Annotated in this window: 12 protein-coding genes; 7 read left to right on the forward strand and 5 right to left on the reverse strand. The window is 58.9% G+C overall.

Annotated features, from left to right (window positions below; all coding sequences use genetic code 11):
- Positions 1 to 780: 780 nt before the first annotated feature.
- Both CR152_RS08745 and CR152_RS32770 read left to right on the forward strand, forming a co-directional pair.
- Complete coding sequence (locus tag CR152_RS08745; RefSeq protein ID WP_157778394.1) at positions 781 to 1,122, forward strand: hypothetical protein; 342 nt, start codon at positions 781 to 783, stop codon at positions 1,120 to 1,122.
- 304 nt (positions 1,123 to 1,426) lie between these two features.
- Positions 1,427 to 1,609 carry a hypothetical protein gene (locus CR152_RS32770; RefSeq protein WP_157778395.1) on the forward strand — a complete coding sequence of 61 codons (183 nt, stop codon included), beginning with the start codon at positions 1,427 to 1,429 and terminating at the stop codon, positions 1,607 to 1,609.
- Between the two features lie 633 nt (positions 1,610 to 2,242).
- On the opposite strand, the gene CR152_RS08750 is transcribed toward CR152_RS32770, so the two are convergent.
- The 3 genes from CR152_RS08750 to CR152_RS08760 form a co-directional block, all read right to left on the reverse strand.
- Positions 2,243 to 4,390 (reverse strand): peptidase domain-containing ABC transporter, encoded by a 2,148-nt coding sequence (locus CR152_RS08750; RefSeq protein ID WP_099874568.1) that lies wholly within the window; start codon positions 4,388 to 4,390, stop codon positions 2,243 to 2,245.
- Positions 4,391 to 4,488: 98 nt separating this feature from the next.
- On the reverse strand, positions 4,489 to 5,841 hold the full coding sequence (locus CR152_RS08755) for an HlyD family secretion protein (protein WP_099874569.1): 1,353 nt from the start codon (positions 5,839 to 5,841) through the stop codon (positions 4,489 to 4,491).
- 777 nt (positions 5,842 to 6,618) lie between these two features.
- Positions 6,619 to 8,256, reverse strand: a complete 1,638-nt coding sequence (locus CR152_RS08760; RefSeq protein WP_099874570.1) for an NAD(P)/FAD-dependent oxidoreductase — start codon at positions 8,254 to 8,256, stop codon at positions 6,619 to 6,621.
- 544 nt (positions 8,257 to 8,800) lie between these two features.
- Between CR152_RS08760 and CR152_RS08765 the strand changes: the two genes are divergently transcribed.
- A complete protein-coding gene (locus tag CR152_RS08765) occupies positions 8,801 to 11,464 on the forward strand; it encodes a TonB-dependent receptor (RefSeq protein WP_229413319.1) in 2,664 nt (887 codons plus the stop codon).
- A 178-nt stretch (positions 11,465 to 11,642) separates the two neighbouring features.
- Here the strand turns inward: CR152_RS08765 and CR152_RS08770 are convergent, their stop codons facing one another.
- Positions 11,643 to 12,368, reverse strand: a complete 726-nt coding sequence (locus tag CR152_RS08770; protein ID WP_099874571.1) for a 16S rRNA (uracil(1498)-N(3))-methyltransferase — start codon at positions 12,366 to 12,368, stop codon at positions 11,643 to 11,645.
- Positions 12,369 to 12,513: 145 nt separating this feature from the next.
- Between CR152_RS08770 and tkt the strand changes: the two genes are divergently transcribed.
- Both tkt and gap read left to right on the forward strand, forming a co-directional pair.
- Positions 12,514 to 14,511: a transketolase gene (gene tkt, locus CR152_RS08775; protein ID WP_099874572.1), complete on the forward strand. Its 1,998-nt coding sequence runs from the start codon at positions 12,514 to 12,516 to the stop codon at positions 14,509 to 14,511.
- Between the two features lie 74 nt (positions 14,512 to 14,585).
- The gene (gap, locus tag CR152_RS08780; RefSeq protein WP_099874573.1) at positions 14,586 to 15,596 is read left to right on the forward strand and encodes a type I glyceraldehyde-3-phosphate dehydrogenase; all 1,011 of its coding nucleotides are present in this window, start codon (positions 14,586 to 14,588) and stop codon (positions 15,594 to 15,596) included.
- Positions 15,597 to 15,917: 321 nt separating this feature from the next.
- Here the strand turns inward: gap and CR152_RS08785 are convergent, their stop codons facing one another.
- Positions 15,918 to 16,379, reverse strand: coding sequence for a cache domain-containing protein (locus tag CR152_RS08785; RefSeq protein WP_099874574.1), 462 nt, complete (start codon positions 16,377 to 16,379; stop codon positions 15,918 to 15,920).
- A gap of 350 nt (positions 16,380 to 16,729) precedes the next feature.
- Here CR152_RS08785 and CR152_RS08790 point away from each other — a divergent pair, with 350 nt between their 5' ends.
- Entirely contained in the window at positions 16,730 to 19,621 is a 2,892-nt protein-coding gene (locus tag CR152_RS08790) for a TonB-dependent receptor plug domain-containing protein (protein WP_167399874.1), read from the forward strand.
- Positions 19,622 to 19,877: 256 nt separating this feature from the next.
- Positions 19,878 to 22,673 (forward strand): TonB-dependent receptor plug domain-containing protein, encoded by a 2,796-nt coding sequence (locus tag CR152_RS08795; RefSeq protein WP_099874576.1) that lies wholly within the window; start codon positions 19,878 to 19,880, stop codon positions 22,671 to 22,673.
- Positions 22,674 to 22,721 lie beyond the last annotated feature (48 nt).

A 22,721-nucleotide genomic window follows, 5' to 3' on the forward strand; every position in this document is an offset into this window, starting at 1 on the left:
GACACAATATCTCTGGATGCCCCGCTATCCTTTACTCAGTCTGCTGCCATAATTTCCATCAATGTCCTTGCTCGCCGCTTCCCACCTGCATCGAGTTGCTAGAATTCCGTTTCCGTTCATGCCATCGATCGGTTGGACAATTGCGCGACGCAAAAGTCATGAGGAAACGCCATGTCCTTGCTGTTTAAAAATGCAGCGCCAAGTCATTGATTGTAAACACCGTTTGAAACCTCAGATGGTGACAGCTGAGTTGTGTATAACAAGGTGCCTACGCGTATCGCCAGCCATGCGGGTTTGTTGTTAATGTGGTTTGCATATATTGGTCGCGACGCATGCAAAGACGCGCCGCCAGCCATAATACCGCCTGCCGGTTTAATGCGCAGTCTCATCTTTGCAACCAGAACTGCCTACCTAAAATATAGGTAACTGTTCAGCCCGTATGACAGCTAGTAAAAAGCGTGCATTTTTGCTGGAAAATTGGGCAAGCTGGAATTTTATGCCGCCTTTTTAAGCAAAAATCGACGCTTTTCGATAGCTCTTCATAGGGGCTAGACAGTTATAAATATAGCTTCACGTCGCTTCCAGATGTGCTGTCCGGTTTCATCCATTTTCGCTCGATGATATTTTCTTTTGCGTTGCCAAATTTAACTCATAAATATACTGACGAAAAATTAATTTTGATTTAAAATTACGGCACAGGCAGTTCGGAAAATAGGTTGCAAACTGCCTGTGATCTAGCCCTGCGTGGCAGATTTTAAAACTAAAAAAGGAAAAAAATAGATGCGTGCATTAAATATGAGCGAGTTGGACTATGTTTCTGGTGGCGCGGTAGACGACACCAGTGGTGCACTGAACCTGACAATTGATGGAAATGGCGTACAGTGCATGCCAGAAATTACGACCACTGCGCCGATGCAATATCAATCAATCGCCTCGATCGGAAACGATTACACCGAAATGGGTGTCGGCTTTGCTGGTTGGGGCCTTGCTGGCGGGCTCGCCATTGCCGCAGGCAGCGTCGCCGCAGCGCCTGCGTTGGTTGTAACTGCCGTGGTAGTATTGGCATATTGGTCGAGTGTACTCGTGGTTGATTCCTTCGGTAATACCCAGCACCCGCAATAACATCCCGGAGCCTGAATGGTGTGATTCTCGCCGTTCAGGTTTTTGGAAAAGAAATACATAAATGTAAGAGAAAAGGTGCTTCAGTAGCCGAGTATGGAAAGAATTACCTGGAGCCGGCCTCATAGGCAGCATTTCTTGGCGTTAAGGATGGCCCGCACACATTAATAAGACCATCTAAAATAATTGTCGAGCGCTTGCGCGGTTCCCCTCAGTGTTAGGTTGAAAAAATCAATGACTTTGTAGATCGGACATTGAAATATCGTACATGCTGTAGCGTCCATTTCCCATCTGTGAAAAAAACAAATTGAGCTATCATATTTTAATTGTCTTGGCAATCCTGGTGTCTAGCCTGATTGCGTTGAAAATGAAAAAAATAACATTTCCTGTTCCGGAAAAAAAATCCCGTAATGCTGCGATTTTTCTTTTAAGTATTGCCGTGATGAGTGCCGCACCAGCGTTTCTGAAGTGGATCAATGCGGCGACATGATTTGACGCTGCAGTCTTACCGTAAGTCTGTCCGCAGTTCATGCTAGTGCCATAAAAATTGCCCTCGGCTGCTCCCCTCCACAGATATGTTTGTCGCTTTGTCCCGTCGGATGCCTGAATTCGTTGATCTTCTATTTTGAAGCAAGGAATCGACAACGCAATACCGCACCCGCCCTGTGCGCAACGATAACTGCGCCTCATTCCCGCACCCCACTTGTCGACGGTCTGCTCCTGTAAGAGTTTTGTTCTGGCCGGCGCATACGCTATTGCCGCTACTCAAGCGTCAGATTAGCTTTGTCTCCCGTCGCTAGGGCGCGCCGCCCGTTGCTGGCGCTGCTGCGCGCCGTCACATACGCCGTGCAGCGCCCGGGCGTGTTGGCCAAAAGGCAGCCGCCAATCTGGGTTACGTTGAGCGGCGACATTTTTCGCACAGTTGTTCTATCGCCTCAACCTCGAGTTCAAAGCGGATGATCGTTGCGTCGCAATACGAGTAATTCGGTGCCAGCCAAACCACGTCGGGATGAGTCGTTCTGACGCCCTGCCACCGGTCGAACTGGCCGATTTGATGGTGACGGATCGTCAGGAATATTCTGCAACCCGCCTCAATTGATGGCCGCTGCAAACGGCAGCGCGCTCATGTGTTAGTGACGGCAACCTCTGGCTGTGGGGATTTTTCAATCATCTCAGCGTTGTTATCCTTATCAAGGTTGCGCAATTCTACGACTTGGCCCCCGCGCAATTCAACGACTCTCTGCGCCGATGCGATTGTTTCCGGCCGATGGGCTACCATGATGCAAGTCAGGTTAAGCTGCTTGATAGCGGCATTTACCCTCTTTTCATTATGGATGTCCAGGTGGCTGGTGGCTTCATCCAGTGCTAGCACGATTGGTGACTTATATAAGGCACGAGCCAATAAAATGCGCTGTTTCTGCCCGCCGGAAAGACTGCTTCCCATATCCCCCACCAGAGTTTGATATCCCATCGGCATCGCTGCTATTTCAGCATGCACGGATGCCATTAATGCACAGTGCTCGACTTTCGCACTATCGGTGCTCTCGTTGAAAAAATTAATGTTATCGAGAATCGAGCCGGCTAAGAGAACGTCGTCCTGCATGACAGTTCCGACCAGTTTCCGATAAGTGCGAAGACCAAGTTGGCGAATCGGGATATCATCGATCAGGACATCGCCTTCAGTCGGTTCCAGCAAGCCAAGAATAATTTTGCACATCGTCGTTTTTCCACATCCACTTGGACCCACCAAAGCAATGCTTTGACCGGCCGGAATATGCAGGCTGACGTTGTCGAGCACCCAAGGCTCTCCTTCGGCGTATCGAAATTTCACGTTTCTCAAGGTTATGGCGGGACGAATTCTGCTCGTCTCCGTTTCCACAATTAAGTCGGTTTCGGCTTCTTCCAGCACGATGTCGGCCAGCCTTTCGGCGTGCATGCCGAGCATCTTAACGTTAATGTATAAATCGATGAGACTGACGATCCTGCCCGAGAAAGTACCGGCGTAACTCATAAAGGCCATGAGCATGCCGATGGTCAAGGCATTTTCCATGACCAAGCCGGCACCCAGATAGAAGAGCGCGAGGCCTTGGGCTCCCGTGATCGCGGTGCTGGAAACTTTGAAGGTAATACCAATTTTTTGCGTTTTGATATCGCGATTGATAACGTCCTGTCTCAAGTTTTGCCACCTGGCGGCGCGTTCGGCTTCGCGGCCAAACAACTTCAGAGGGACGATTGCGCGGATCGTCTCAAGAAAATTTGAACTTTCCTTGGCCGACAATATCAGGCGTTCGCTCGACGCTTCCCGCAAGGGATGAAAGAACGCCCAGCGTAATAAAGCATAAAAGGAAACGGCGATGATGACGATCAAGCATAATTTCGGACTGTATAGAAGCATCATGCCCAACGCCATGAGCGCCATTACACCGTCCAAAACGCTCTCTACGCACAAACTCGTGAGGGTCCCTTGGATCGCCCCGATACTCCCGAAACGCGAAACAATATCGCCCAAATGGCGCTTTTCAAAATACGATACCGGCAAGCGCATCATGTGGGTAAATACCCGGGTGGTCCACTGAAATCCAATGTCTATACTCCATCGCATCAAGAACCAGCTACGAGCCAATCCGATTGCCGTTTGGGTTATCAAAAGCAGGGCAAACCCGAAAACCAGCACTTTCAGCAGCTCCCGATCGCCGCTGATGATTACCTCATCGACCACGAATTGGTTGAATAATGGCGTTACAATCGCGAAGATTTCCAGTGCCAGGGCAAGCATAATTACCTGGACGAGCGCACGCCGCAATCCAATTATCTTGCCGGCAAGTTCCCTGATGGATATTTTTTTGGTTCGATCTTCTTTCTTGAATGCCGCGGTCGGGCACAGTTCCAAGGCGACCCCGGTGAAGTGGTGGGATACCTCTTCAAGCGTCATGCGGCGCTCGCCTACCGCAGGGTCTAGCAGAACGACGGTGATTTTTCCCCGAAGGCCTCTTGAGATTCTTTTGAGAACGACAAAGTGGTTGAGGTCCCAATGCAGGATGCACGGCACTTGAAGTTCCTGCAATTCGTCAAGTTCGAGGCGGAGAGGGCGGGCCGCAAGATTCATGGCTGCAGCGTGGCGCATGAGTTGATTAAGCGTCGCGCCCTTCAAGCTAATGGCGAATTGCCTGCGTAATTCGCTCAGGTCGGAGTTAAAGCCGAAGTGGCTGGCGACTATGGCAAGGCACGCAAGCCCGCATTCGCTTGACTCATTTTGCAGAATAGACTTCATAGGAGGATATACAGGAAAAATTTAATGAATCAACCGCACGGCAATTTTGGAGAAAGAGCGGCGGAAATGGTCGTACTTGAGGTCGATGAAGACCGGTTTCAGCGTCGTGTGACGGCGAGCAAAGGTTCCGCGATCCACTCCCAAATCTTCCGGCTGTCCTGCTGTACGTCGGCGTCGAGTGTCATGCCCGGCTTAAGAGCCTGTTTTGTGCCATAGGTATCGATGGTCTGCTTGTCCAATTTCACTTTTATCCGATAGACACCTTCGTTGGGATTGACCCCTATCGTATTTTGTTGAGCATTGCTGAGAATGGTACTCGCGACGTTTGAAGGAAGCTCATTGGGCGCGAATGGCGTCTTGCTGACATCAATGATAGTCCCCCGTTGCAAGCCAAATTTTTGATAGGGGTAAGCCTGGTATCGTATAAGCACAGATTGTCCAGGCGCAATAAATCCCGCGGTTCTGCTGTGGGCATAAAGATGTACTTGTAATTCATTGCTGGCGGAGCTTGCGCTATTCTTGGGAATGAGGGTTGCCAGCACCTGCGCTGCATTTACGAATTGTCCAGGCTGATACGTTACCGTGGTAACAATTCCGTCTTGCTGAGCGACAACCAAACTTGTTTTTCGATTTTGGTTTTCCGCGACCTCTTGATCCAAGGAGGCGACTGCCCGTCGAAGTTGCGCCATGATTGAACTATGATTTGCCGCCACGTCAATCTTTTCCGACTCTAAACTCATTTGGTTGGACTTCAGCTGTACTTTTGACCGTTTCAGCGTGCTTATGCGGGAAGTCAGGTCTAATACATCTTCCAATTTCTGTTGCGACTGCACAGATGAAACGAATCCGCTGGTTTGCAAAGTGTCGAATTTATCCCGGTTTTTTTCCGCGAGGCTCAGACGGCGTTCAGCCAAAGCCAGTTCCTGATCGATCTGTTCCGCTTCCATAAGGAGGTTGGCCATGCGCGCGTTAATGCTTCGGTTTTTTTCGCTGTCTTGCGCGACCCGTGTGGCGCGTTCGCCTTCGAGGGTTTGCTTCCGAATGCCCAGCTGCTGGCCGATCAGCTCAGTTATCTCCCCGTTATTCCCCTGGCGTTCAGTGGAAAGCTCGAACAAAATTTGACCGGCCTTGACCTGCTGACCTTCAACCACATGATTTTGCACCAATACGCCTGCATTGAGGGAGCTGATGGTAAGACTCCCACTGATTGGCGTTGTAATCCCCGAAATGCGCGCCTTTTTTGTTACGCTTCCGAACGCCATAAACATGATTAAACATGATGCAATTGCCAGTGAGCAGAAAGCAATGACGCTTCTTGAAATTGGCTGAGCCAAGCGAATCGCGCCGATCCATTGCGCGCTTTTTGACGCGAGAACTTCGCTGCGAAACAGTGGCGGTGGATGCGCTTCACCGCTTGGGGTATGTCTGGGTTGTTTTTCGGGATTCAGCATGAATAGTAAGTTAGTTCGCAGAAACGCGTATCGGCACTCAGTAAGACGAGTTTCTGATATTGCAGATTAGGATAGAAAAGCGATGCGGGGATGCGGCGAGGAAAACAGATTTAAATAGTCAAAATTTATTTCTCAGATATTAACTATTTAAAGTTGTGATTTATTGGTTTTGCGAGGAGTAAGTAAGCAAGAAAATTTTGACAAATATAGCCGGCATGTCTCGAAATTGCGGATGAATTTTTCCGTTCCGTGCGCTGCTTTTCATCGTGCGGAAAAGTGGGATTATAAGCCATCTTTCCAAAATATCAAAAAAATTAATGCACGCAGAACGAGAATCCGATGCTTCGGCTGGTGATGTTTTGGGAAGGTAGGTAAACAACGTATGTCCAGCGGTAGCAAGCTGGTGCGGGCCGCCGCGAGTGAGCCAGGCCTGCTCTGTTTGTACGGGGCGCGTGAACGTCGCGGAGCGGTAGCCTGTCTGGACTTCGCAAATTCAGGAATGCAATCATTTAAAACGGCCGTGCCCGGTACGCGTCCGGGAATATGTTCCCGTGATCTATGCAATGCGGCTACCGGCAGAGCCGAAAGACGCCTTATGCGCGTTACCGTTGCAATGTCTTTTTGGTAGCCGAGATGTCCTGGCAGTGAGTTGAATAAAACGTGGCGAAATCCCTGCGGGCGCCGACGTCGCGCAAAACGTCGTTAACCATGGACGCGTCGTCGCGCGCCAGGACATTTTATTTCCCGGCGTACGCTATTACCTTACCGCGAGGCGGTTTACGCCGCTGCCATCGACAGCGCCACCGCCTCCGCCACCTTGATGCCGTCGACCGCCGCCGACAAAATCCCGCCCGCGTAGCCGGCGCCTTCGCCGGCCGGGAACAGGCCGCGCGTGTTCAGGCTTTGCAGGTTGTCGTCGCGGCGCTTGATGCGGATCGGCGACGAGGTGCGCGTTTCCACGCCGGTCAGCACCGCGTCTTCCTGGTAGTAGCCGCGAATCTGCTTGTCGAACGCCGGGAAGGCTTCGCGCATGGCGATGATGGCGTAGTCGGGCAGGGCGGTGGCCAGGTCGGTCAGGTGCACCGCCGGCTTGAACGACGGGACCACCGAGCCGAAGGCGGTCGAGGCGCGCCCCTTGACGAAGTCGCCCATCAGCTGCCCCGGCGCGTCGTAGGTGCCGCCGCCCAGCGCGAACGCGCCTTCTTCCAGCCGGCGCTGGAGCGCGATGCCGGCCAGCGGGTGGCCCGGGTTGTCGATATAGTCGGCCGGCGTAATGCCCACCACGATGGCGCTGTTGGCATTGCGCTCGTTGCGCGAATACTGGCTCATGCCGTTGGTGACCACGCGCCCCGGTTCGGAGGCGGCGGCGACCACCGTGCCGCCCGGGCACATGCAGAAGCTGTACACCGAGCGGCCGTTGGCGGCGTGGTGCACCAGTTTATAGTCGGCCGCGCCCAGGATCTTGTTGCCGGCGTTCGGACCGAAGCGGCAGGCGTCGATCAGCGACTGCGGGTGCTCGACCCGGAAACCGACCGAAAACGGCTTCGCTTCAATATAGACGCCGCGCTCGTACAGCATTTCGAAGGTGTCGCGCGCGCTGTGGCCGATGGCCAGCACCACGTGGCGCGTGGGGATATGTTCGCCGCTGGCCAGGGTGATGCCGCGGATCTGGCGCGCGTCGCCGTCTCCTTCCACCTCGATATCGGTGACCTTGCTTTCGAAACGGTATTCGCCGCCCAGCGCGATGATGTTCTCGCGCATCTGTTCGACCATCTTGACCAGGCGGAAGGTGCCGATGTGCGGTTTGCTCACGTACATGATCTCGTCCGGCGCGCCGGCCTTGACGAACTCGGTCAGCACCTTGCGGCCGTAGTGCTTGGGATCCTTGATCTGGCTGTACAGCTTGCCGTCGGAAAAGGTGCCGGCCCCGCCTTCGCCGTACTGGACGTTCGATTCCGGGTTCAGCTCGCGCTTGCGCCAGAAGCCGAAGGTGTCGACGGTGCGCTCGCGCACTACCTTGCCGCGTTCGAGGATCAGCGGTCGCAGGCCCATCTGGGCCAGGATCAGCGCCGCGAACAGCCCGCACGGGCCGGTGCCGATGACGACCGGGCGCTCGTTGCGGTCGTGGCCCTGCAGCTGCTCGCCGCCGGCGACGAAGGTGTAGCCGGTGTCGGGCGCGGGCAGGACATGAGCGTCGTGCTGCAGGCGCGCCAGCACTCCCGCTTCGTCGCGCAGTTCGGCATCGATGGCATAGATCAGCACGATGGCGCTGCGCTTTCTCGCGTCGTAGCTGCGCTTGAACACACTGAACCCGAGCAGGTCGGCGCCGGCAATGCCCAGGCGCGCCAGGATCGCCTCGCGCAGGTCGGCGTCGGCATGGTCGAGCGGGAGTTTGAGTTCGTTAATTCGCAGCATAGGAGTCGTTCGTGGTTCAGGGTGGGGAAAGCAAGGCAGGGCGCTATTTTACCGGGTGCATCGCCGGATGGGCGAATCGGGGTGCCTGGGCACGGTATTTTCGACCTCAAGGTGTTGCTGCGCGACTAGTAATGTGTAGTTGAGAAAATTTGTTGCAAAACAGACTCATTCATTATTCTAATTTTGCGGCAGCGCACCATATTTCATTCGGCATATTTACGTAAAGAAAGAATTTTCGCTGTAGTCGCTGCGAAAAGTGCAAATCGGCTGGTTTTGGCCGCCATTTTTTTGTCGCTGACCCGATAATGCCCGTTGCAGAAAATGATGCGACGCCTCTGCGCGCGCCGCTGCCGGGTGATGTTGAACCCGGTAACGCGCCAGCGCCGTGGAGGTGCAAGCAAGCTGCTGTAGTGTCGTTATCCCCATCCTAAACGGAGTTCTAAAAATGATGTTTCAAGAGAAGATTGGCGTACGTTCCGTTCGCCTCGCCCTCGGCCTGTTAGCAGGATTCGTCGCCGGTCACGCCCTGGCTCAGGATGCTCCTATGCAGCGAGTTGAGATCACCGGTTCGAGCATCAAGCGAATCGTGAAAGAAGGCGCGTTGCCAGTCCAGGTGGTCTCCAAGGAAGTGATCGCCCGTTCCGGCGCGACCACCGTTGCCGACCTGATTCAGAAACTGCCAGCGATGCAGGGTTTCACGATTGAAGCGATCGCCGCCGGCACCAACTCGGGTGGCCGCTCTACCGCGTCGATCCACGGCCTGGGCGGCACCTACACCCTGGTCTTGCTGAACGGCCGCCGCATGGCGCCTTTCCAGGACAGCGGCAGCTCGGTCAATCTGAACTCGATTCCAATGAGCGCGGTTGAGCGCGTCGAAGTGCTGAGCGACGGCGCGTCCGCCCTGTACGGCGCCGACGCCATTGCCGGTGTCATCAACTTCATCCTCAAGAAGAACTACCGCGGCCTGACCCTGGACGCGGGCGTATCGGTACCGACCAACCCGGGCGGCAAGAGCGCCAACGCTGGCTTCACCTGGGGCTTCGGCGACCTGGAAACGAACCGCGTCAACCTGTTGATGACCTACCGTCACGACGAGCAGAAGAAGGTCAAGGCGACCGAGCGCGAGTTCAGCAAAACGTCGTACATTCCACTGGGCCACGACGGCCAGAGCTACATCTACGACCGCACCTCGACATCGGGCACCGCAGCGAACGTGAACGTCGCGTTCAAGAATCCGAAAGCTGACCAGATCGGCTTTAACCCGTACAAGAAAGTCAACGGCGCATGCCCGACCGGCTTCTTCGACTACCTGTCGAACACCGCCACCACCGAGTACTGCGCAGTCGACAGCGCCTCGACCGTGGAAACCGTGCCAGAATCGAAGCGCGACACCCTGTTCACCTCGGCCCGCATCAAGTTCAGCGACAACCTGACCGGCTTTGCCGACCTGGCACTGGGCCGCTTCGACCTGACGGCGCGTATCGCCGCCAACCCGGTCAGCGTGGCCGTGCCGATCGGTTCGCCAGTCTACAACCAGTACGTCGCTCCGTACCTGAGCGCCGATCAGCGCGCCGACGTCAAGACCGCCACCGCGACCTACCGCGCGACCGAATTCGGCACCCGCAACAGCCGCACCATCACCGACGTCGGCCACTTGGTCGTTGGCCTGGAAGCGAATGCCTTAGGCTGGGACATGAACACGGGCGCGACGTACTCGAAGTACCAGCTCGACGAGCGTTATACCGGCGGCTACCTGTTGAACAAGGAATTCCGCAGCCTGATCGGCGGCGCCACCTTCAATCCATTCCTGCCGGCCGGCTCGCCATCGTCGCCGACGGCTGAACAGATCAACGGTTCGGTCTTCCACGGTTCGATCCGTGAAGCGTATTCGGTCCTGCGCGGCGTCGACCTGCGCGCATCGCGCGAACTGTTCACCCTGCCAGGCGGCGCCAGCAGCATCGGCCTGGGCGGCGACTACCGCGAACTGCACCAGGTGCAGACCGCCTCGGCCGCAGCCAAGAATGGCACGATCTACAGTTTCACTACCCCGAATCAATTCGACTACACCCGCGACTCCGCCGGTGCCTTCGCCGAATTGGCGCTGCCGCTGATGAAGAACCTGGAAGTGACGACCGCCATCCGCTACGACCGTTATTCGGGTGTGGAAGACAAGAACGCCAAGCGCACCAAGGGTGAAACCCAGAGCGCCAGCACCTACAAGATCAGCGCACGCTACACCCCGACCACGGCCCTGCTGCTGCGCGGTTCGTACGGTACCGGTTTCCGCGTCGCCGACCAGAACGACATCGCCAACACCCTGGTGGCCAACGGCGTCACGGCCGCACCGTATGCTTGCCCGGCAGATCTGGTGGCGATCGACGCGACCCTGTGCCGTCCGGGCGTGAACCAGTACAACTCGTACCTCGGTGGTAACGAAAAACTGCGTCCGGAAGAATCGAAGCAGTTCACCCTGGGCTTCCGCCTCGAGCCATCGTCGAGCGTGACGTTCGGCGCCGACCTGTGGGACGTCAAGATGACCAACCAGGTGTCGAACGTCGGCGAAATCCAGGCGTTTGCCAATCCAGCCAAGTACCGCCAGCTGTTTACCGAGTTCGCCGATCCAGCGACCGGTATCAAGACCTGGGCCTTCATCCGCGCTCCGATCAACATCGGCAAGGCGCACAACCGCGGTATCGACTGGGATCTGACCGTCGGCGAGAAGTATTCGTTCGGCAAAATGACCCTGAACGTCAATGGTACCCACATGCTCAAGGCCAGCTACACCATTCCGGGTTCGGACACCGAGTGGACCGACAGCATGGATAAATACGGCATCGACAATCAGGTCACCTTCCGCGATATCGTCAAGTTCGGCGCTACCCTGGAAACGGGTCCGATGACCAATGCGCTGACGTTGAACTACCGCAATGGTTACACCGACCAGGCCGCCAGCTTGTACAACGTGGCGACCAAGGCCGCAGCCGTCAGCCAGATCCGTCTGCAAGTGCCTTCGTACAGCACCGTCGACTACCAGGGTAAGTTTGCGATCAGCAAAATGTGGGAAGTTCGCGGCGGTATCAAGAACCTGATGGACAAAGAACCGCCACTGACCCTGCGTACGTCGCAGGGCCACCAGGTTGGTTACGATGCGCGTTACGCGGACACGATGGGTCGTACCATCTACCTCAACACCAGCTACAAGTTCTAAGCAGCTGATACGACGTAAGTCATCATGAAAGGCGCGTTGCTTCGGCAACGCGCTTTTTTTCGTCTGGACGGGGAGGGGGAAGAACCTGGATAGCCGCGTGCAGCCCTGGCGCGCGAAGTCGCTTCCGGCCATGCCGGCAACGACGGCTGTCGTTGCCGGCGTCAGCGGCGAAGGAAAGTTACAGGCCGCCCCAGAGGGCGTTCAGGGCGGCGACGGCGGCGATGCCGGCCGTCTCGGTGCGCAGGATGCGCGGGCCCATCGACAGCGCCAGGGCGCCGCGCGCCATCGCGCTATCTTCTTCCTGCACGCTGAAGCCGCCTTCCGGGCCGATCATCAGCGACAGCGCCTGGGGCGGCTGGTGCCTGGCCCAGCCGGCCAGCGACTGGCCGCCGCGCGGGCTGAGCAGGATGCGCTTGTGCATGTCCTGCTGGGCCATCCAGTGATGCAGATCGTCCACCGGGGCCAGCCGCGCCAGCCGGTTGCGCCCGCTCTGTTCGGACGCGGATACGATCACGCCCTGCCAGTGCGCCTGTTTTTTCTCGGCGCGTTCGCCCGACAGGCGCACCACGCAGCGCTGCGCGGCCAGCGGCTGGATCGCCGCCACCCCCATCTCGACCGCTTTTTCGATGATCCAGTCCATCTTGGACGCTTCCGGCAGGGCCTGGGCCAGGGTAATTTCGTAGGGCAGTTCGACGTCGCGCGCGACAAAGGCCTTGATCGTCACGCTGGCGCGGCGCTTCTCGACGCTGGCCAGGTGGGCGATGTATTCGCCGCCATCGCCGTTGAACAGGCACAGTTCGGCGCCGATCTGCAGCCGCAGCACATGGACGTGGTGGGCCACCGTGTCGGGGAGGTCGAGCGTGGCGCCGATCGCCAGCGGCTGGGAGCAATAGAAACGGGGCATGACATCCTGATAAATAGTGGGAGCCGGCAGGGGCGCAAAGTGCTTCATTTTAATTCGGCACCCTCTGGTCTGGTAAAATACTTGGCTCGGTACTCCATGCAGCGCCACCCGCATTCCCAATCCTACGACCTCACAGATTCGACCCATGAAAACGACGCTCCCTACCACTTTGATGGCCAACGCGATCCGCGCGCTGGCAATGGATGCAGTTCAACAGGCCAATTCCGGCCATCCGGGCATGCCGATGGGCATGGCGGAAATCGCCGTGGCGCTGTGGGCCGGCCACTACAAGCACAATCCGTCGAACCCGAAGTGGCTCAACCGCGACCGCTTCCTGCTCTCGAACGGACACGGCTCGATGCTGCACTATGCGCTGCTGCACCTGTCGGGCTACGACCTGACCATGGCCGATCTGAAAAACTTCCGCCAGATGCACTCGAAGACCCCGGGCCATCCGGAAGTGGACATCACCCCGGGCGTGGAAACGACCACCGGCCCGCTCGGCCAGGGCATTGCCAACGCGGTCGGCATGGCGCTCTCCGAATACCTGCTGGCGGCTGAATTCAACAAGCCCGGCTTCAACGTGGTCGACCACTACACCTACGCATTCCTGGGCGACGGTTGCCTGATGGAAGGCATCTCGCACGAAGTGTGCGCGCTGGCCGGCACCCTGGGCCTGAACCGCCTGATCGCCCTGTACGACGACAACGGCATTTCGATCGACGGCAAGGTCGAAGGCTGGTTCACCGACGACACCCCGAAACGTTTCGAGTCCTACGGCTGGAACGTGATCGCCGCCGTCGACGGCCACAGCGTGGCAGCGGTCGATGCCGCGATTGCCGAAGCGAAGCTGTCGTCCAAGCCGACCCTGATCTGCTGCAAGACCATCATCGGCAAGGGTTCGCCGAATCTGCAGGGCGGCGACAAGGTGCACGGCGCCGCGCTGGGCGACAAGGAAGTCGCCGCCGTGCGCGAGCACCTGCTGTGGACCTCGGTCCCGTTCGAGATCCCGGCCGAGGTGTACAGCGCCTGGGATGCGAAAGAGCAGGGCGCGGCCATGGAAGCCGAGTGGAACACCACATTCGCCGCCTACCGCGCGCAATACCCTGAGCTGGCCGCCGAATTCGAGCGCCGCATGAAGGGCGAACTGCCGGCCGACTTCAACGCGACCCTGGATGCCGCGATTGCCGCCTGCGTCGAGAAGAAAGAAAACATCGCGACCCGCAAGGCCAGCCAGAACGCAATCCAGGCGCTGGCGCCGACCCTGCCGGAATTTTTGGGCGGCTCGGCCGACCTGACCGGTTCCAACCTGACCAACTGGAAAGAGTGCATCGCACTACGTTCCGGCAAGCCGGGCAACCACATCAACTACGGCGTGCGCGAGTTCGGCATGAGCGCCATCATGAACGGTATCGCCCTGCACGGCGGCTACATCCCGTTCGGCGCCACCTTCCTCACCTTCTCCGACTACAGCCGCAACGCACTGCGCATGGCCGCGCTGATGAAGCTGCGCTCGATCTTCGTGTTCACCCACGATTCGATCGGCCTGGGCGAAGACGGCCCAACCCACCAGTCGGTCGAGCACGTTTCTTCCCTGCGCCTGATTCCGAACCTGGACAACTGGCGTCCGTGCGACACCGTCGAGTCCGCCGCGGCCTGGGGCGCTGCCGTCCAGCGCAAGGATGGCCCGTCGACCCTGATCTTCTCGCGCCAGAACCTGCCGTTCCAGGAACGCACGCCGGCCCAGATCGCCGATATCGCGCGCGGCGGCTACGTGCTGCAGGACGTGGCTGCGCCCAAGGCGATCCTGATCGCCACCGGTTCCGAAATCGAACTGGCCACCAAGGCTGCCGCGGCGCTGGCCGCCGAAGGCATCCTGGTGCGCGTGGTGTCGATGCCGTCGACCGATGTGTATGACCGCCAGGATGCCGCCTACAAGGCCAGCGTCTTGACGCGCGGCGTGCCGCGGGTGGCGATCGAAGCGGGCGTGACCGACTTTTGGTATAAATACGTTGGCCTGGAAGGCGCCGTGGTCGGCATCGACACCTTCGGCGAATCGGCGCCGGCGCCGGTGCTGTTCAAGCACTTCGGCTTCACGGTCGAGAACGTGGTTGCCAAGGTCAAGTCGGTACTGACGAACTAAGCCAAGCGCGGGCGCGCGCTGCCGCACGGCGCGGGCGTCCGTCCTCCCCATTTTTATCACTCAGGAGCAAAGTAATGACGATCAAAGTTGCAATCAACGGTTATGGCCGTATCGGCCGCAATGTCCTGCGCGCTTTCTACGAAGGCGGCAAGAAACACGACATCCAGATCGTGGCGATCAACGACCTGGGCGATGCCAAGTCGAACGCGCACCTGACCCGTTACGACACGGCGCACGGCAAGTTCCCTGGCACCGTCACGGTCGAAGGCGACAACATGATCGTCAACGGCGATTCGATCCGCGTGTTCGCGCAGCGCAATCCTGCTGAAATTCCATGGGGCGAGCTGGGCGTGGACGTTGTCCTGGAGTGCACCGGTTTCTTCACCACCAAGGAAAAAGCCTCGGCTCACCTGAAGGGCGGCGCCAAGAAAGTCATCATTTCGGCACCGGGCGGCAAGGATGTCGACGCCACCATCGTGTTCGGCGTGAACGAAGGCGTCCTGAAAGCGACCGACACCGTCATTTCGAACGCATCGTGCACCACCAACTGCCTGGCTCCGCTGGTCAAGCCGCTCAACGACGCCATCGGCCTGGAAACCGGCCTGATGACCACCGTGCACGCTTACACCAACGACCAGGTGCTGTCGGACGTGATGCATGAAGACCTGCGCCGCGCGCGTTCGGCCACGATGAGCATGATCCCGACCAAGACCGGCGCTGCCGCCGCGGTCGGCCTGGTGCTGCCTGAGCTGAACGGCAAGCTGGACGGTTTCGCGATCCGCGTGCCGACCATCAACGTCTCGCTGGTCGACCTGAGCTTCATCGCCAAGCGCGACACGACGGTGGACGAAGTCAATGCCCTGATGAAAGCGGCTTCGGAAGGCGCGTTGAAAGACGTGCTGACCTACCAGACCGAGCCGCTGGTATCGATCGACTTCAACCACAACCCGGCCTCGTCGAATTTCGATTCGACCCTGACCAAGGTGTCGGGCCGCCTGGTGAAAGTATCGTCGTGGTACGACAATGAGTGGGGTTTCTCGAACCGCATGCTGGACACCACGGTAGCACTGATGAACGCCAAGTAATACCTGGCAGCATCGCCAACAACGCCCTCCGGGGCGTTTTTTTTCGCCCGCGTGTTCGCCACCAAAAGTTTGCACAACCGGGCTCACAAGGCGACGCCCCACACACACCGGGGTCAGAGCTCTGACTAGCAACGATTTCACCAAATATCGGAACCATGCCGGGTAAGGGCCGCATGCTTGCCCCTGCGTGCCGGGCACCGACCCGAACGAGAGCCAGTTTCAGTGCGGTTCAGCAAAAATTTCTAATTAGAGCTCTGACCCCGGTTGTAGGTGGTCGCCCCGAACAGGTTTAGGAGGTGGCGTCGTACTCGCAGGATTCGCTTATTTGTAGATGCCGGACCCGACCATCATGTCGTCGACCCGCTCGACATAGCCCGCCTTGTTCTCGACCGCCTTGGTCACCGGATTGGGCCATTTGAAGTCGACCCAGCCATTGCCCGCGGGCGACTTGGCGAGATCGGCCATCTCCTTGATCATCAGCTTGCCGTTGCTGTCGGCCAGCGCCATCAGGTTCTTGCCCACGATCTTGGGATTGTTGCCGTGTGCCAGGGCGACGCCGTTCAGGTCGTACACATACACATACAGATCCCGGTCGTGAAACTCTTTGTTGGCCGTGTCGGAAATCGCCGCGAATGCCTTGGCCTTGTCGGTCTTGATCAGCGCGATCGCTTTCTTGACCATGGCCACCGCTTCGCCGGCACTGCCCTTGTCGACCGACCATGCCACCCCCGGCAGGGCCAGCAGGGCGACGCTGAGCAAACTTGTGGAAAACAATGTTTTCATCAATACACTCCCATCCGATCAATGGCGCGTTGTTGCGTGAGACCATTATGCCGATGTTCGCCTGCTCTTAGGCAGGTCGCCTGAAAATCTTCTGAAACCGCACGAATACATGCGCAAATACCACAGTCAGCCGAACTGAACTACATATGCCTCGGAAGGCCGAAACGCCGGGTTTTATATATGTACAATCGTGAAAAAACAACAAATACGATGGCAAAATTGGCGTAAACGCATAAGGCATTTGATTCCTGTCATCGTTCGTGCGAGATTCTATTTACCCATACATATAAATGGGTTTCAAAACAAACAAGAGTCAATTTTCTACAAAGAATTTCTCACCTGGAGTCATCTTGAAAAAGCACTTTGTATTGAAACAGAGCGTCATCGCCGTCGCTTTAACGCTGGGTACTTCCCATGTCGCCCTGGCCCAAGAGGCTGCAGCGGCGCCCGCCGCCACCGTGTACATCACCGGCTCGAACCTGAAGCGCACCGAAAAAGAGGGCACCCAGCCGATCCAGGTGATCACCAGCAAGGATATCCGCGACAGCGGCGCCGCCACGGTCACTGAACTGATGCGCAAAGTGCCCTCCATGGGCAGCGACATCAACCTCGACACCAACGATGGCGGCTTCTCGCGCGGCGTCTCGACCGCTTCGCTGCGCGGCCTGTCCTCGACCTCGACCCTGATCCTGCTCAACGGCCGCCGCATGACGCCGGCCGCTTACGCCGATCCGAACAACGGCAATTCGACCCTGTACGATCTGAATGCGATTCCGTTGTCGGCCCTGGAACGGGTCGAGATCCTCAAGGATGGCGCCTCGGCTGTGTACGGCTCCGACGCCATTGGCGGCGTGATCAACTTCATCACCAAGACCAACTACCAGGGCACCGAAGTGTCGGCCCGCGCCAGCGCCAACGACGATGGCAACTTTGCCCGCAAAGGCGCCAACTTCTTCTTCGGCAAGGGCGACGTCGAGAGCGACGGCTACAACGTCTTCATCACCGCCGACGTGTCCCAGCGCGACCGCGTCCTGCGCAAGGATGTCAAGGACATCGAGTTCGAAACCTACCAGTTGCTCAACGGGCGCTTCGCCACGCCGTACGGCAGCACCACCTCCGGTTCGCCATCGTTTTACCGCGAAAGCGGACCGGGCAGCCGCAATTTCGCGGTGAACCGCAGCAACATGGGCCAGCGCATGATCACGCGCACCAATTGCGAACCGTCCCAGCAGCTGGTGGGTTCGACCGCGATGGGCTTGCCGGCGACCAGCGTGTTCATCGGACGCACTTTCTGTAACTTCGACGCGAGCCGTTTCTCCGAAGGCATCGGCGACGGCAAGGATGCCAGCGTGATGACGCGCGGCGTGTTCAAGCTGGGCCAGAACACCAAGGCCTTCGCCGAAGCGGGCTACGCGCGCACCAAGCGCTCTTATACCAGCAATCCGAGCACCATCGGTACCTCCACCATCACCAACTTCACCAGCGCCGCGGTGGGCGATCCATTCCAGGCCATCCTGGGCATCGGCCACCCGGACAATCCTTTCCCGGACGCCCGCTCCTCGGTCACTTACCGTTTCGAGAACTTGCGCGGCGGCACCGAGACCATCAATGACAATACGCGCGTGGTGGCCGGCCTGCAGGGCAATGTGGGCAACTGGGACTGGGAAAGCGCCGTGCTGTACAACAAGGCGACCCAGGAAGATACCTATTTCGGCATGCTCTACCTGCCGACCCTGCGCAAGCTCAATGCCGGCACCTCGCTGGCGGCGCTGTCGGCCGATCCGACCCTGGCGCGCGATGTGACGAGCAACAACATGGCCTCGATCCTGCAATGGGATGCCAAAGTGTCGACCCAGTTCGGCCAGCTTGGCGGCGGCGCCATGGGCCTGGCGGTGGGCGCCGAAGTACGGCGCGAGAAAATCAAGATGACGCCCGATGCCGCTCTGGCGCGCGGCGACATTTACGGCCTGGCCAACACCATCATCGACGGCGAACGCGACGTCAAATCGGGCTTCGTCGAGCTGCGCACGCCATTCCTGAAAAACTTCGAGATGGATTTCGCCGGCCGCGTCGACAAGTATCCTGGCATCAAAACCAACTTCGTGCCCAAAGTCGGCGCCAAGTGGACCGTCTCCGACGGCATCGCCCTGCGCGGCACCTATGGCCGCGGCTTCCGCGCGCCAGCGCTGGTGCAGGTGACCCCGGGCGGGGCCCAGTTCTTCCTGAGGGACCTGTACGATCCGCGCCGCTGCGAAGCCGACCGCGAGACCCCGCGCGAAGGCGCGACCGAAGTCGATTGCGCCAAGAGCGCGGCCGGTACCGGCGGCGCCAATCCCGACCTGGTGCCGGAAAAATCGAAGAGCATTTCCTTCGGTGTATTGTTCTCGCCGACCAGTACCTTCGACATCGGCCTGGACTTCTACAAGATCCGCAAGGAAGGCGAAGTCGCCCTCGGTTCCGAGGAAGATGCGTTGCGCGACGAAGACCGCACTCCGGGCAACGTGGTGCGCGATCCGAACCCGGCCAACTGGGTGCGCGATGCCAACGGCAATGTGGTCCAGAACAGCGGCCCGCTGCTGATGGTCAAGCTGCCGTGGAAGAACCAGGGCTCGATCGAAGTGCGCGGCGTCGATATCGATATGGCGTACCGCAAGAACCTGGGCGAGTGGGGTTCGCTGAACTCGAAACTGACGTCGAGCTACTCGGACTATTACTCGCTGGCCGCGAACGCGGGCGATCCTGAGCGCAACCTGGCCGGCACCAATATCGGCTATGCCGATTACAGCCTGCCGACCAGCTACCAGCCGCGCTGGAAGAGCACCCTGTCGTCGTCGTGGACCCTGGGCACGCATGCGTTCAACGCCAGCATCGACTACACCGGGCGCGTTTCGCTGCTGCGCCGCTACAACCGCGAGGTGACCTACGACCAGCCGTTCTGCCAGTACGGCGCGCGCAAGGACAGCGACGCCGAGAAGGATCGCGACACCAGCGTGCCGCTGTATGAAGCGTATTTCCCGGAATGCTCGATCAACAGCTGGACCCGTCTGGGCGTGGGTTATACCTACACCGGGATCAAGAACCTGACCCTGAACCTGAACATCCAGAACGTGCTCGATACCAAGGCGCCTTACGACCCGGCCTTCGGCACCAACAGCAGCGTCCAGCCGCTGGCCGGCTACAACGAGGGTTTGCACAATCCTTACGGCCGCTACTTCCAGCTGACGGCGCGTTACGCGTTCTAAGCCGCTCTTGCGGCGCCTGAAAAACCCGGCCCTGGCGCCGGGTTTTTTTTCGCCTGCGCACCCGCGGCGGCGTTGCCTGTAGCGCGGAAAACACGAAAAAGCGGGGATATGCGCTTTTTTGTGAAATCTGCTTGGCGTTCAATCCACCTTTGTGCGAAATTCATGGCCCTCGCCACGCGCGGGCCTGCGGGCGCGCACGCGACGGGAAACGGAAACCACGATCTACCCATACTTATAAAGCAATCCTGGAGCTCAATTGAACAAGAAACTCGCATTGAAACGCAGCGTCGTCGCCGTCGCCCTGACCCTGGGCGCCTCCCAGGCCGCCCTGGCGCAAGCGCAAGCGGCCCAACCGATCCAGAAGGTCATCGTCACCGGTTCGAACATCAAGCGCGCGGTCGATACCGAAACCTCGTCGACGGTGCAGGTGGTCGGCAAGGCCGAGATCGCCGCCATCGGCGCCAGTACCGTCAAGGACGTGCTTGACACGCTGACCTCGAGCGGCACCACGACCCTGTCCGACAAGAGCGGTGGTAATTCCTTCGCCGGCGGCGCCTCGGGCGTATCGCTGCGCAACCTCGGCAAGAATTCCACGCTGACCCTGCTCAACGGACGGCGCGTGGCCAACTACGGCCTGGCCGACGGCGGCCAGCAAACCTTCGTCAACATCGACGCCATGCCGTCCGAAGCGATCGAACGCATCGAGATCCTGCTCGACGGCGCCTCCGCCGTGTACGGCTCGGACGCGGTCGCCGGCGTCATCAACATCATCACCAAGCGCGATTTCCAGGGCGTGCTGGCCAAGGGCGGGATGCGCCAATCCCTGCTTAACAGCAAGCTGGACAAGAGCAAGACCGCTTCCCTGACCATGGGCATGGGCGACTTCGAGGGCGATGGCTACAATGTGTTCGGCCACTTCGAGGCTTACCACCGCGAACCCTACTCGAACCGCGACATCATCAATACCGTGCCGGCCTTCTGGGGCCAGTATGTCAATCCGAGCTTCGGCGTGCAGTCGACCTACGCGTATCCGGGCAACTTCGTGGACCGCTATCCCAACCCGTATCCGGCCAATCCCGCGCTGGCCGGCAAGAGCTTCAGCACCCCGCGCGCCGGATGCGAGAACGTGGTCGGCGGCACCTGCCGCTACGACCAGTGGGCCGGCGTGGGCCGCAGCCCGGAAGCGAAGCGCTACAATTTCTTCGGTACCGGACGCATGAAGCTGGGCGGCAACCGGGTCGGCTTCTCCGAACTGACCCTGGGCCAGACCAATACCACCTACTACAACGCGGCGCCGATCCTGCAATACACCGGTACCCCCTCGACCTGGTATAACAGCAAGGAACGCAAGTTAAGCTCGTACACCGAGCCGAAACTGCCGGTCGGCCATCCGGACAATCCTTACGATTTCCCGGTCGCCCTGCGTTACCGCTACGCCGACGATGCGCTCACGTCCAAGAAAGATGCGAAAGCGAAGCAATACCGGGTGCTGGCCGGAATCGAAGGCAGCGACTTCGGCTGGGACTGGTCGACGGCGGTCGGCACGATGGGCTCGAAAGTCAACAACGTCGACCGCGGCCGCCGCAACGCGGCCGTCTACGACGCCGCGATCAAGAGCGGCGAATACCGCTTCGGCGGTGTCAACAGCCCGGACCTGCTGCTGCGCATGTTCCCGACCTACGTATTCGGCGGCGAGTCGAAGCAGAGCTTCATCGATGCCAAGGCCACGCGCGAGCTGATGCAGCTTGACGGCGGCCCGCTCAGCCTGGCGATCGGCGCCGACTTCCGGCGCGATTCCTTCAAGGCTTTTGTGAGCGACAACGTCTCCAGTGGCCAGATCGTCGGCCTGGGCTCGATCAACGTCGAGGGCGCGCGCAATATCAGCGCCGCTTTTGCCGAAGTCAATGCGCCGCTGACCAAAGCGCTTGAAGTGAACGCGGCGGTGCGTGCCGACAAGGTGGGCAACACCGACCTGTCGCTGGTGCCGAAAGTGGGCATGCGCTACGAAGTGAACAAGCGCTTCATGGTGCGCGCCACCGTGGCCAACGGCTTTCGCGCACCGAACCTGGCGGAAACGGGCAAAGTCGAGCTGTCGGCCTTCCGCAACAGCATCGTCGATCCGAAGCGTTGCGCCACCGCCAACCAGCTGTACGCGGCGCTCAAGACCGGCAACACGATCGACCAGGCCGACGCGCTGCGCGCGCGCGAAATCGGTTGCAGCGTCAGCTTCGCCTCCTCCACCCAGGGCAACTCCGACCTGGAACCGGAAAAATCGCGCAGCTTCAACTTGGGCTTCGTGGTCGAACCGCTGGCCAACCTGAGCATGACGCTCGACTACTACCATATCGAGCGCCGCAACGAAATCGATACCAAGGGCACGTCCCAGCTGCTGGCCGATGAAGACCGCCGTCCGGGCTCGGTCAACCGCCAGGGCGTGACAGCCGACGACCAGCGCCTGTCGGCGCGCGCCAAGGAACTGACCGGCAAGGACATCGTGTTCCCGGTCGGTCCGATCGCGTCGATCTCCAGCCGTTATGAAAACATGAACCGCACCCGCGTTGCCGGTCTGGACATGGAACTGAACCACCGCTGGAACATGGGTTCGGCCGGCAAGCTGGTGAGCAATCTGAAAGCCAACTACCAGCTCGATTACCGCAGCTGGGATACGGTGACCGATACCTTCACCGAAAACCTGGCGGGCAACTACGAGAACCCACGCTACCGCGTGCGGGCATCGACGGCATGGTCGCGCGGCGCCTGGAACGTGGGCGGCGCGCTGACCTACATCCCGGGCACGCGTCTGTACGAGAACAAGTACGACGACAACTACATGGCCGCCGGTTGCGAAGGGCAGGGTTTTACGCCGGAATACTGCCAGATCAAGCGTGATGTGGTCACCGACATGCACCTGACCTACACCGGCTTTGCCAAGACCACCTTGTACCTGAACCTGTACAACGTGTTCGACCGCGCGCCGGTGGCGGACGTGCGTGCCACCGATGTGCCATCGCGCGGCCGTTCGGTCCGCATCGCGGCGCAGTATCAGTTCTGATGCTGTGACGCAGGGCGCCGCGGGGCGGCGTCAATCAAAAAACCCGGC

This window comes from Massilia violaceinigra, from assembly GCF_002752675.1.
Classification (GTDB): domain Bacteria; phylum Pseudomonadota; class Gammaproteobacteria; order Burkholderiales; family Burkholderiaceae_D; genus Telluria_A; species Telluria_A violaceinigra.